The organism is Bacillota bacterium (assembly GCA_030019365.1).
In the GTDB taxonomy this organism is placed as follows: Bacteria; Bacillota; Sulfobacillia; order JACIYH01; family JACIYH01; genus JACIYH01.
Genome location: JASEFA010000003.1, coordinates 361240 through 373727 on the forward strand (window position 1 = coordinate 361240; position 12488 = coordinate 373727).

At 69.9% G+C, this 12488-nt stretch carries 7 protein-coding genes; 5 read left to right on the forward strand and 2 right to left on the reverse strand.

What is annotated here, in order from left to right; all coding sequences use genetic code 11:
* The first annotated feature begins 12 nt into the window (after positions 1 to 12).
* The 4 genes from thrC to QME70_07850 all read left to right on the forward strand — a co-directional run bounded on the left by thrC (position 13) and on the right by QME70_07850 (position 4178).
* Entirely contained in the window at positions 13 to 1173 is a 1161-nt protein-coding gene (gene thrC, locus QME70_07835; GenBank protein MDI6894503.1) for a threonine synthase, read from the forward strand.
* Positions 1170 to 2087: a homoserine kinase gene (gene thrB / locus QME70_07840; GenBank protein MDI6894504.1), complete on the forward strand. Its 918-nt coding sequence runs from the start codon at positions 1170 to 1172 to the stop codon at positions 2085 to 2087. Before thrC ends, thrB begins: the two co-directional genes overlap by 4 nt.
* Positions 2088 to 2115: 28 nt before the next feature.
* Positions 2116 to 3333, forward strand: coding sequence for an aspartate kinase (locus QME70_07845; protein MDI6894505.1), 1218 nt, complete (start codon positions 2116 to 2118; stop codon positions 3331 to 3333).
* A 101-nt stretch (positions 3334 to 3434) separates the two neighbouring features.
* The gene (locus QME70_07850; GenBank protein MDI6894506.1) at positions 3435 to 4178 is read left to right on the forward strand and encodes a LysE family transporter; all 744 of its coding nucleotides are present in this window, start codon (positions 3435 to 3437) and stop codon (positions 4176 to 4178) included.
* Between the two features lie 50 nt (positions 4179 to 4228).
* On the opposite strand, the gene QME70_07855 is transcribed toward QME70_07850, so the two are convergent.
* Positions 4229 to 8731 carry an FAD-dependent oxidoreductase gene (locus QME70_07855; GenBank protein ID MDI6894507.1) on the reverse strand — a complete coding sequence of 1501 codons (4503 nt, stop codon included), beginning with the start codon at positions 8729 to 8731 and terminating at the stop codon, positions 4229 to 4231.
* 414 nt (positions 8732 to 9145) lie between these two features.
* On the opposite strand from QME70_07855, the gene QME70_07860 reads away from it, so the two are divergent.
* Positions 9146 to 11053, forward strand: a complete 1908-nt coding sequence (locus QME70_07860; protein MDI6894508.1) for an alkaline phosphatase family protein — start codon at positions 9146 to 9148, stop codon at positions 11051 to 11053.
* Here the strand turns inward: QME70_07860 and QME70_07865 are convergent.
* A complete protein-coding gene (locus QME70_07865; GenBank protein MDI6894509.1) occupies positions 11046 to 12353 on the reverse strand; it encodes an aminotransferase class I/II-fold pyridoxal phosphate-dependent enzyme in 1308 nt (435 codons plus the stop codon). The genes QME70_07860 and QME70_07865 overlap by 8 nt on opposite strands.
* Between the last annotated feature and the right edge of the window lie 135 nt (positions 12354 to 12488).

Genomic DNA, 12488 nt, shown 5'->3' on the forward strand with positions numbered 1-12488 from the left:
GTTGAAGGAGCCATGACCAACAGGGGACTGATTGCGCGTTATAGCGAGTTCCTGCCGGTGGGACCGGCTACGCCCGTCGTTACGCTGGGCGAGGGGGATACCCCCCTCATCCCTTCGCGGGAACTCGGCCCGCGCTGGGGCCTCGACCTCTATTTCAAGTACGAGGGGGCCAACCCCACCGGGTCCTTCAAGGACCGCGGGATGACGGTGGCGGTGAGCCTGGCGGTGGAGGGCGGTGCCCATGCGGTCATCTGCGCCTCCACCGGCAACACGGCGGCATCGGCCGCTGCTTACGCCGCACGGGCGGGCCTGGCCTGCCTGGTGGTGCTGCCGCGGGGGGCCGTGGCCCGGGGCAAGCTGGCCCAGGCCCTGGCCCACGGGGCGAAGGTACTCGAGATCGAGGGGGATTTCGATGCCGCCCTGGCGGCAGTTCGGGAACTGGCCACCACCCTCCCCGTCACCCTGGTGAACTCGGTGAACCCCCACCGCATCGAGGGGCAGAAGACGGGGGCCTTCGAGATCTGCGATTCCCTCGGGGACGCCCCGGCTTACCTGGCCATCCCGGTGGGCAACGCCGGCAACATCACCGCCTACTGGAAGGGGTTCCGGGAGTACCGCGACGCGGGGAGGTGTGCGCGCCTGCCCCGTATGCTGGGCTTCCAGGCGGCCGGGGCGGCACCGCTGGTGGAGGGTCGCCCGGTGCCCAATCCGCGTACGGTGGCCACCGCCATCCGCATCGGCAACCCGGCGAGCTGGCAGGGCGCCGTGGAGGCGGTGGCCGGGTCGGGGGGCCTGTTCGAGAAGGTGCAGGACGGGGAGATCATGGCCGCTTACCGGCTGCTGGCCTCGCGGGAGGGGATCTTCGCCGAGCCCGCCTCCTGCGCTTCCGTGGCGGGCGTGGCCCAGCTGGCCGGGCGGGGTTTCTTCGGCCCGGGGGATCGGGCGGTGTGCGTGCTCACCGGCCACGGCCTCAAGGACCCCGACTCGGCCGCGGCCGGCGCGCAGGCCGGGGGGCCGCAGGGGCCGGGCGTCCCCGTGCTGCCCGCTCGGGTAGATGCCCTGGCGGAGGCCATCCGCGCCGCGCTGGCCGGCGGCGGGCAGGGTGCCGCCATGGGTGGGGCCACGGGTGGGCGGGCGCACCGGTCAGCGGATGGGGCGATGGCGGAGGGGTGAGGGGCGTGGTCGGGCGGGTGCGGGTGTCCGTACCGGCAAGCGTGGCCAACCTGGGCCCCGGATTCGACACCCTGGGCCTGGCCCTGGACCTCTTCAACGTGGTCGAGGTCGAGACCGGTGGGGGCGATGTCCGGGTAGACATGGTGGGCGAGGCCCGCCACCTCCCTCTGGCGGACAACCTGGTCCTGCGTGCTATTCGGCACGCCTTCGCCGCGGCGGGATCGGCCCTGCCTCCCCTGTCCCTGCGGCTGACCAACCGCATCCCGGCGGGATGCGGGATGGGTTCGTCGGCGGCGGCCATCGTGGCGGGGGTGGTGGTGGCCAACTCCCTCCTGGGCGAGCCCTGGCCGCCCGAGGGGCTCCTGGCCCTGGCCACCGAACTGGAGGGACACCCTGACAACGTGGCCCCTGCCCTCTGGGGTGGCCTGGTGGTGAGTTGCCTCAGCCCGGAGGGTGTCCGCTGGGTGCGGCTGGAGGCCCCCTCGGAACTGCAGGCCGTCCTGGTCATCCCGGAGATCGAGGTGCCCACCAGGGAGGCCCGCCGGGTGCTACCGGAAACTGTTCCCTTCCGGGACGCCGTGTTCAACGTGGGCCGGGTCGCCCTGCTGGTGGCTGCGTTGTCGGGGAGGCGGTACGACCTCCTGCGGGAGGCCATGCGCGACCGCCTCCATCAGCCCTACCGGGCACCGCTGGTGCCCGGGCTGGAGGACGGCCTGCGGGCGGCGGAGCGGGCGGGCGCCCTGGGAGCGGCCCTCAGCGGGGCCGGTCCCGGCCTCTTGGCCTTTGCCGTGGGGGACTACCGCCCCATAGTGGAAGCGGTGCAGGCGGCCCTGGCCCGCCATGGGCTGTCCAGTGCCTGGATGGTGGCCCGCCCCACCGATTGGGGCGCCCTGGCCACCGTCCGCTGCCGCTGATGCCGGGTAGGACGAGGGGGACTTCGGGTTGGCGGTGGTAGTGCAGAAGTACGGCGGTACATCGGTGGCGGACATCGCGCGCATCCGCCACGTGGCTGCCCGCCTGGCGCGGGCGCGGGACGAGGGTCACGACGTGGTGGCGGTGGTATCGGCCATGGGTGACGCCACCGACGAGTTGCTGGAGATGGCGCGGCAGTTGACCGAGCGTCCCTCCCGGCGGGAGCTGGACATGTTGCTGGCCACCGGCGAGCAGGTCTCCAGCGCCCTGCTGGCCCTGGCGGTCAACTCTCTGGGATATCGGGCCGTCGCCCTCACCGGTGCCCAGGGGGGGATCATCACCGACGGGGGATTCACCCGCGCTCGCATCCTGAGGGTAGATCCCGCCCGCATCCGCGAGGAGCTGGCCCGTGGCAATATCGTGGTGGTGGCCGGGTTCCAGGGAGTCGGCCCGGGCGACGACATCACCACCCTGGGCCGGGGCGGGTCCGACGCCACTGCAGTGGCGCTGGCCGCCGCCCTGGGAGCGCCGGTATGCGACATCTGTACCGATGTAGACGGCGTCTATACCGCCGACCCCCGTGTGGTGCGCCACGCCCGCAAGCTCCCCGTGATCTCCTACGAGGAAATGATGGAGCTGGCCTACGTGGGTGCCCGCGTGCTGCAGGCGCGGGCCGTGGAAATCGCCAGCCAGCAGCGGGTGTTCATCCACCTTCGCTCCAGCTTCTCGGACGAACCCGGTACTCTGGTGAAGGAGGTCCCGGCCGTGGAAAACGCAAGACCGGTGGTGGGCGTGGTGCATGACCCAGACGTGGCCCGCGTCACCATCCTCTCGGTTCCCGACCGGCCCGGGGTGGCTCACCGCATCTTCAGCGCCCTGGCCGAAGCGGGCATCAACGTGGACATGATCGTGCAGAGTACCCGCCACGAAGCGTCCACTGATGTCCTCTTCACGGTGGCCCGCTCCGACCTCATGCAGGCTATGGAGATCGTGCAGGCGGTGGGCCGGGAACTGGGGGCGGGCGGCTGCGTCTACGATGCCGGTGTGGGGAAGGTGTCCATCGTGGGGTCGGGAATGGCTACCCACCCCGGGGTGGCGGCCCGCATGTTCGGGGCCCTGGCCCGGAATGGCATCAACATCCAGGTCATATCCACTTCGGAGATCCGGATCTCCTGCCTGATCGACGCCGCCGACATGGAGCGGGCGGTGACCGCCCTCCATCACGAATTCGAACTCGGCCTCGCCTGACCCCTTGGGTGAGCCGGCATCACCGTGTGGCGCCCACCCTAGCCTCATCCAACCCGGGTTACGGCAAGTAGGGGGTTAGTACACTGAGTCTCTTCGGGATCATGCTGAGCTCATTCCTGGTCGGGCTGTCGGGGGCCCTCATGCCGGGGCCGCTCACCACCCTGGCCATGGAGCAATCGAGCCGCCGGGGGGCCGGTGCCGGCCTGGCGGTGGCGCTGGGGCACAGCCTGCTGGAACTGGTGACGGTCATAGCCCTGGCCCTGGGACTGGGGCAGGTGCTGGGCCAGCCCGCGGTGGCGGGCGGAGTTGGCCTGGTAGGGGCCGTGGTGCTCGCCTGGATGGGCTGGGGCACCGTCAGGAGCGCCCCGGCCGTCGCCGCCGCCTCGGTGGGCCTTTCCGCCAAGGCTTCCGTCACTACGGCGGCGCCTGCCCCCCCGGAGACGCGTCAGCCCGCGGGTCAGCCCCGTCGCCTACTGGCAGTGCCAGGCGAAGTGATGGCTCTTCCGGCGGGGGCGATGGCGAAGGGGATAGTGGTCAGCCTGGCCAACCCCTACTGGTCGCTGTGGTGGGCCACCATCGGTACCACCTACCTGGGGCTGTGGGGCGGTACGCGACCGGCCAGCCTGGCCGCCTTTTACCTGGGTCACATATCTTCGGATATCCTCTGGCTGGGCCTGCTCTCGCTGGGGGTGGCCCGGGGCGTACGCTACCTGTCCGCCAGGGCCTACCGGGACGTACTGGTGGTCCTGGGGGTCTTCCTCATCGCCCTGGCTGTCGTTTGTCTTTGCGCGGCGATCAGGCTACTCGGGCCGCTCGCCTGCCGGGTGCAGTGCAGGCCAGTTTAGCTATACTGGTAAGCCTTAGCCCGGGTATCCTGCCAAACAGCGTTCCCTGATCAACCGCTTGACAAGTTCGGCCTCCGGCTTTCGGCGAAGAGGCCGGTGAGCATGGCCGCCAGCTGGTCCTTGTGGTAGCCGGGCAGGGTGATGGCGGCAGCCGGGCACTCGGCGGCGCAGGTGCCGCAACCCCGGCACTGCACGGGGTCGATCTGGGCCACGTTGCGCTGGTTGATGAAGGGCACCCGGTAGGGGCAGACCCGTACGCAGGTCAGGCAGGCGGCGCACTTGTCCTCGGTGACGGTGGCCACGATGCCACCGGCCAGCAACTCTTCCTTCGCCAGGAGCGAGGCAGCCCGTGCTGCGGCACCCTGGGCCTGGAAGATGGTCTCCGAGATGGCCTTGGGAGCGTGGGCGGCACCGCACACGTAGATACCGTTGGAGGGCAGGTCCATGGGGCTCATCTTGGGGTGCAGTTCCAGGAAGAAGCCGTGCTCATCGAGGGGGACTTTGAGCAGGGAAGCGAGGTGCGCCACCCCGTCGGCGGGCACGGCCGCCGTGGAGAGGACCACCAGGTCGGGGTGGACGGTGATGCGGCGGCCGCTCTGCACGTCGGTGGCGGCGAGCAGGAGGTCGCCTGCACCGGTGATGCCGACCCGCGGCGGCTCCTCGGCCCGGTAACGCAGGAAGGACACGCCGCGGCGGCGGGCTTCCCGGTAGTACAGCTCGCGGGTGCCATAGGTGCGCATGTCACGGTAGAGCACGATGACCTGGGCGTCGGGGTTCAGTTCCTTGATGCGCAGGGCGTTCTTCACCGTCTGGGAGCAGCACGTGCGGCTGCAGTACTGCCTGCCCGTGGTGCGGGAGCCCACGCAGCCGATAAAGGCCAGCGTACCCAGGCCCCGGACCTGCTCGGGCCGGGACGCCAGCAGTTCCTCGAACTCCAGCCGGGTGAGCACACGGGGATCCTCCCCGTACAGGTACTCGGTGGGACGGTACTCCTCGGTGCCCGTGGCCAGGATGAGGGCGCCGTGCTCGAACTCCCTGGTCGAGCCGTCGGGCAGGCGGATCAGGCTGCGGTAGTGACCGGCGTGGCCGGAGAACTCCAGGAGGTGGCTGCCGGTGAAGACCTCGATGTGGGGATTCTCCGTCACGCGCCGGCGCAGGTCGGCCAGGATGGGGGCCACCGGCCCAGTTTCCAGGGTGGAGTGCAGGCGCCGCAACATGCCGCCCAGCTCGGGCTGCCGTTCCACCAGGTAAGTGTGGAATCCCTGGTCGGCCAGGGAGAGGGCGGCCTGCATCCCCGCCAGCCCGCCGCCCGCCACCAGGGCGCGCGGGATCACCGGTACCGTGAAGAGGGTGAGGGGCTCGGCCCGCGCCACCTTGGCCACCGCCATGCGCACCAGGTCGGTGGCCTTGGCGGTGGCCGCCGCGGGGTCGTCCCGGTGCACCCAGGAGCACTGCTCGCGGATGTTGGCCATCTCGAACAGGAAGGGGTTGAGGCCGGCCTCGCGCAGGGTCTCCTGGAAGAGGGAGCGGTGGGTGCGGATGGTGCAGGAAGCCACCACCACCCGGTTCAGCCCCTTCTCGGCGATGAGCTCGCGGATGCGGCCCAGGTGTGCCTGCGAGCACGCGTACATGGTGGCCTCGGCGTGCACTACCTCCGGCAGGGTGGCGGCGGCCCGGGCCACCTCCTCCACATCCACCACCGAGGCGATGTTGGTGCCGCAGTGGCAGACGAACACCCCCACCCGGGGCGGCTGCCCGGTCACCGGGAGGGGGGGCGGGTATTCCTTCTTCCTGATCATCTGGCCGCGGGCATCCCGGAGCAGGGCGCCGGCCTGCGCGGCCGCGGCGCTGGCCATCATCACCGACTCGGGGATGTCGCGGGGAGCGGTGAAGCCACCCACGGCAAACACTCCCTCCCTGCTGGTCTTGACGGGGGCCAGGGGATCGACGGCGGCAAAGCCGTGGCGGTCGAGGGCGATGCCGGCGGCCCGGGCCAGCTCCCCTGCGGCGGCCGGGGGCCTGGCGGCGGTGGCCAGCACCACCAGGTCGAACTCCTCCTGGTGCAGGCGGCCGTCCAGCCAGTACCTGATCACCAGGTTGCCGGTGGTGGGATCTTCCTTGAGGGTGGAGATCATGGTGGGCAGGTAGCGCACGCCCCGCTCCTGGGCCGAGAGCAGGTACTTGTCGAAACCCTTGCCCACGGCCCGCAGGTCGCCGTAAAAGACGGTGATCTCGGTGTCGGGGTGGTGATCCTTCACCATGATGGCCTGCTTGGTGGCGTACATGCAGCACACCGAGGAGCAGTAGGGGGCGTGGTTGTCGTCCCGCGAGCCGGCGCACTGGATGAAGGCCACCCGGTGCGGCGCCTTGCCGTCGGAGGGCCGCTCCACGTGGCCGCCGGTGGGACCGGTGGCGGAGAGCAGCCGCTCCAGCTCCTGGCCGCTGACCACATTGCGGTAGATGCCGTGGCCATACGCGGGAACGGTGGCGGCGTCGATGAGGTCGAATCCCGGGGCCAGCACCACCGCGCCCACCTTCAGCTCCACGGTGGCGGGTCCGTCGCCGTGGCGGACGGCCTGCTTCTGGCAGGCCGATTCGCACTGCAGGCACTCCGAGCAGATCCCGCAGTCCAGGCAGCGGGAGGCCTCCCGGCGGGCCTCCTCTTCGGTGTAGGGGAGCACCACCTCCGCGAAGCTCCTCACCCGCGAGGCGGGAGCCAGCTTGCGCGGGTGCACCCGGCGCTGGCGGGGCACGCCGGAGGTGTCGAATTCGAGGTGCGCGATCTCCTCCAGGAGGGGACGCGCGCTGCGCCCGGCCCGCAGGTCCTCCCCCTGCAGGAAGCGGTGGATGGACTCCGCCGCCTCCCGGCCGGCGGCCATGGCCTCGATCACGGTGGCGGGGCCGGTGACGGCGTCCCCGCCCGCGAACACGCCCGGCAGGTTGGTGGCCAGGGTGACCGGATCCACCACCAGGGTACCCACCGGGGTGCGGATGAGGCCGGAGTCGGCCAGGAACACCTGGTCGGGGGCCTGGCTGACGGCGGTGATCACCGTCTGGCAGGGCACTTCGAGCTCCGAGCCGGGGACGGGCACCGGGCGCCGGCGGCCGCGGGCGTCGGGGTCTGCCAGGCGGTTGCGGATCAGGCGCAACCCGGTGACGCCCACGTGCTCGCCGCGGTGGCCGTCCTCGGGGGCGCGGGCGCGGCCATCGCCCAGCACGGCCACCGGGCTGGCCAGGAACACGAAGCGCACCCCTTCCTCGCGGGCTTCCTCCACCTCTTCGGGGAGGGCGGTCATCTCCTCGGGGGAGCGGCGGTAGTATACGGTGACCTCTTCGGCGCCCAGGCGCAGGGCGGTGCGGGCGGCGTCGATGGCGGTGTTGCCGCCGCCGATCACCGCCACCTGCTTCCCCACCCGCAGGGGCTGGCCCAGGTTGGCCAGGCGCAGGAAGGTCACGCCGTGGTACACGCCGGGCAGGTTCTCCCCGGGCAGGCCGATGAAAAGGGGCTCGTGGGCGCCGATGCCCAGGAACACGGCCCGGAACCCCGTGTCGAACAATTGCCCGAGCGGTAGCTGGGGCCCCACCGCCACCCCGGTGCGGAACTCCACTCCCATGCGGCGGATGAGGTCGATCTCGGCGTCCAGCATCTCCTTGGGGAGCCGGTAGGGCGGGATGCCCACCCGCAGCATACCCCCCAGCACGGGCAGCGCCTCGTACACGGCGACCGGGTAGCCCCGGCGGGCCAGGTGATAGGCGCACGCCATCCCGGCGGGGCCGGAGCCCACCACCGCAACCCTTTCCGGGCGCGGGGGATCCATGTCTTCCCGGATGATGCGGTCCAGTTCCTCCACCTGGCGGAGGACGTACTCGCCCACGAAGCGCTTGATGCGGGACTTGGCCACCGGCTCGTCCACCGTGCCCCGCTGGCACACGGTCTCGCAGGGGTGGTGGCACACCGTCCCGCAGATGATGGGGAAGGGTATGGCCCGGCGGATGAGCCGCCACGCGTCCACGTACTTGCCCTGCCGGACCAGGGCCACGTACCCGTGGGGGTTGACCCCCGAGGGGCAGGCCTGCTGGCAGGGGGATTTGCCCCGCTTGTCGATGAGGAACTTGTTGGGTACCGCCTGGGGGAAGGGGCGGTGGATGGCCTTCCGCCGGCTCAGCCCCAGGTTGAACTCGTCGGGTACCTCCACCGGGCACACCGCCGTGCAGTCGCCGCAGCCGGTGCATTCCCCTTCGTCCACGTAGCGGGGACGGCGGAGCAGCCTGGCCCGGAAGTGGCCGGGCTCCCCGTCCAGATCCTGCAGGGTGGTGAGGGTGTGGATCTGGATGCTGGGATGGTTGAGGCACTCGGTCATGCGGGGCCCCAGCAGGCACATGGCGCAGTCGTTGGTGGGAAAGGTCTTGTCGAGCTGGGCCATGCGTCCCCCCAGGCTGGCCCCCGACGTGACCAGGTGGACAAAGTAGCCGCCCTCGGCCAGGTCCAGGGCGGCCTGCATGCCGGCGATCCCGCCGCCGACCACCAGCAAGGAGCCCACCGTTTCTGCCATGATCGTTGCCCCCCGTGAACGTGTGCGGTTTCTCATGCGCCATTTCCATTATAGCGGCAAGCTGGAATATTTGCCAAATTAGTGCTTGCGGGGACAATTACAGCGGTGTTGCAGAGCAAGTGCCCTGGGGATCTCGTCACAAGCTTGGCCCGACGCGCTTACGTTCCAGTCCCTGCCGGCCGGCCGGGTGCATGTGACCACGGGAGCGATGGCACCCTGCTTGCATAATCATGCGCCACCCCCGCTTCCCTGCGTGTGCATGGATGGGCGGTGGGTGCCAGAGCAGGCCGGGGGGCGCAGTCGCCGGGGGGTCATCGGATGGGGAGGAGAGGAGGGGAGGGGCTGCGGGGCGACCCAATGGGGGGCAGGAAGACCGGGGGGTACGGCGAACCTGTGGGTGGGAGGGATCTAATGGTGGGAGAGAGGGCTGCGCGGTGGAGCTGGCGCTGGTTGGGCCTGGTCGTCTTGCCCCTGGTGATGCTGGGAGCGTCCGCGGGTGCGGCCGTGGTGGCACTCGGTCTGCAGGGAGACCTGGACGCATATGCTCCGGTCGATGTTGGCCCCCTGGCCGCGGGCGAGAACAGCGCCCGGCTGGCGCAAAGGGTAGTGGTGGTGGTCGTGGATGGTCTGCGGGTGGATGTCTCCCGCCAGATGCCGTTCCTGGAGTCGCTGCGGGGCCGGGGAGCCTGGACATCCCTCACTACCGGGCAACCCTCCTTCTCCAAGCCCGGGTACGCCGTCCTTTCCACCGGGACCTGGCAGGAGTACCACGGGGTGACCATGAACAGCCACCCCGGACAGGTGAAGGTGGATACCATCTTCACGGTGGCCCGCAACGCCGGCCTGCGCACCGCCCTGTTCGGCTACACCTACTGGGGTGAGGTCAACCCCGTCGTGGATCGCTCCCTGGTAGGGGAATACCCCGACCACGAGCTGTATGCCCGCGCCCGGTCATCCCTGGAGGCGCGGGAAGCCGATCTTACATACGTGCATCTCAGCGCGGTAGACGTGGCCGGGCACGAATCCGGCGGTGGCATGTCCCAGCAATACCTGGAGGCCGCCCGCCAGGTGGACGGCATGATCGCCGGCCTGGTCTCCTGCCTGGACCTGAGTCACGACGTGCTGATCGTCACCGCCGACCACGGTCAGCTGGACCGCAACAACCGGGGCGGCAGCGGCCACGGGGGCTGGGAGCGGGTAGTTACCACCGTTCCCCTGATCATGGTGGGGTCCCATGTGCGGGAAGGCGAAATCCCTTCGGGCCGCCAGGCGGACGTCGTGCCCACGGCGGCCGCACTGCTCGGCCTGCCCGTTCCGGCCCAGCGCCTCGGCAATGTGCTCTGGGCGGGGCTCGATGTCCCCGATGACGTCCGTGCCGATAAAGAGGTCAAGGGTGCCTCCGAGACTCTCGCTCTGGCCCGTGCTTACGTGGGCGCGGTGGCCCAGCTGCTCGGGCAGCCCTCATCGGCGGGGAGTTCGTCTTCCCCGTCCTCCACCGCCTCCTTGGGCAGCCCCGAAACCCCGGATCCGCTGGCCGAAGCGAGCGCCACCTATGAGGAGGCCCGCAGCCGGTTGCAGGCCTCCGAATACCAGCAGGCCTTCGAGCTGGCCCAAAAGAGCATGGACCAGGCGAAAGGCGCCATGATGGCCGCCCGGTCGCGACTGGTGTGGGCCCACCGGTGGCCGCGGCTGCCCTTCCTGCTGGTGCCCCTGGTAGTCCTGGGACTGCTGGCCTGGAAGAAACGCCGTCCCCTGCTGGAGATTCTGGCCTGGGGAGGGGCGTACCTGGTCCTCTACCATGTGCTTTACCGCTGGGTGTTCGGAGACGTCTACTCCCTGAGCGTGTTTCCCGATGGATCGCTGCCCACCATGTTTCGCCTTTTCGGCCTCCCCGCCTACCTGGCGCTGGCCATCGTCATCGGCGCTGCCCTGTGGCGGGGCACCGCCGTGCAGCAGACGGTGCCGGCGGGATGGAGCGGGCGACAGCATCTGATCTGGCTGGTGGAGAAAACGATCCTGGGCCCCTATGTGATCCTGGGCCTGGGAGTTGTCCTGGGCCTGTTCGCCGTCGGGTACCGCCTGGGTCCGTACCTGCCCTCGTTTCGGGCCAACTTCCTTTACTTCTCTGCCCTGCTCCAGCTCCTGTGGCTGGGCCCGATCGCCGTCATTGCCCCCGTGGTGGCCTGCCTGGTCACCAGGCAGCGCGTTGGGCCGGAGACAGCCACGCCTTCAGCCCCCACCGGTGCAGCATCTGGCGGGGCGCCGTCGGGCGGCGCAGCAGGCGGTGGTGCAGCATCGGGCGGGAGTGCAGGCGTCAGATGACGCCCAGCTCGCGGCCGATATCGGCGCAGGCGTCCAGGGTGAGGTCGAGGTCCTCCCGGGTGTGGGTAGCCATGAGGCTCAGGCGGACGCGGGAGAGCTTCCGCGACACCGCCGGGTAGAACACCGGATTGACGAAGATGCCCCGTTCGTGCAGCCGGCGAGCCATTTCGTTGACCTTGTAATCGTCCCCGATGATGAGGGGGACGATGGCGGTTTGGGCGTTACCCAGGTTGAATCCCAGCGAGCGCAGGTGGGAAGTCAGGTGGCGGATGTTGTCCCAGAGTTGCTCCCGCAGTTCCGGTTCGTTTTCGATGACGTCCAGGGCAGCCAGCACCGAGGCGGTGACCGCCGGGGGCAGGGCACTGGAGAACATGTAGGGACGGGCGAAGATGCGCAGGTAGTCGATGACCTCCCGGGTGGAGGCCACAAAGCCGCCCACTCCGCCCAGCGCCTTGCTGAGGGTGCCGAAGACCACATCCACCTGTCCCTCCACTCCCCAGTGCTCCGGGGTGCCCCGGCCGTGGGCGCCGATCACCCCGGTGGCGTGGGCTTCGTCGATCATGAGGCGGGCACCGTGGCGGCGGCATATGGTGATCAGTTCGGGAAGGGGCGCGATGTCCCCGTCCATGCTGAACACCCCGTCCACCACCACCATCTTGCCGCGGTACTGGTCTTGCGCCTTCTCCAGGATGCGCTCCAGGGAGTGCAGGTCCAGGTGCGGGTAGACTTTGCTGGTGGCGCCCGACATGCGGCACCCGTCCACGATGCTGGCGTGGTTCAGGATGTCGTTCACCACCAGGTCGCCGGGGCGCAACAGGCCGGCGAGAGCTCCCAGGTTGCCGGCGTACCCGGCTGCGAATATCATGGCGTCTTCGCATCCCTTGCAGGCGGCCAGCCGCTCCTCCAGCTGGCGGTGGATGCCCATCGTTCCCGCCAGGAGGGGGACGCTGCCGGCCCCTGCCCCGTACTCCCGGATGGCGCGCATGGCCGCCTCCACCACGCGGGGGTGGGAAGTCAGCCCCAGGTAGTTGTTGGAAGCCATCATGACCATCTCGCGGACCTGGCCGGTGAAGGGGTCGCGGATATGTACCCGGTGGCCGGAGCTGGAGACCAGGGTGCGGCGGTACAGGTCATGCTGGCGGGCGCGCACGCCGGCCAGATAGGTGGAGAACGCATGGGCCTTGCCGAAGACATCGGCGTCTTCCCACTGGTAGTAGTCCGCCAGGCTGGTGCCGATTCTCTCGTTCTCACCCGGGCTGGCGCCCATCCCGTCATTCTCGGCCAGAGCCTGCTCGTGCATGGGCCTACCTCCTGTGCACAAAACTGTGCTCAGCCCTATCATAGCATGCCCGCCGCCATCCCGCAAGCCCGCGGACAGCACTGAGATCTTGAAAGTACGCCCAGAAAGAGGGTCCAGATCCAGATCCCAGTATAG

Bases quoted from the DNA above. Each gene is read 5' to 3' on its own strand.
- thrC (MDI6894503.1), top strand. From the start codon at position 13: ATGACCAACAGGGGACTGATTGCGCGTTATAGCGAGTTCCTGCCGGTG.
- QME70_07850 (MDI6894506.1), top strand. From the start codon at position 3,435: ATGCTGAGCTCATTCCTGGTCGGGCTGTCGGGGGCCCTCATGCCGGGG.
- QME70_07855 (MDI6894507.1), bottom strand. From the start codon at position 8,731: ATGGCAGAAACGGTGGGCTCCTTGCTGGTGGTCGGCGGCGGGATCGCC.
- QME70_07865 (MDI6894509.1), bottom strand. From the start codon at position 12,353: ATGCACGAGCAGGCTCTGGCCGAGAATGACGGGATGGGCGCCAGCCCG.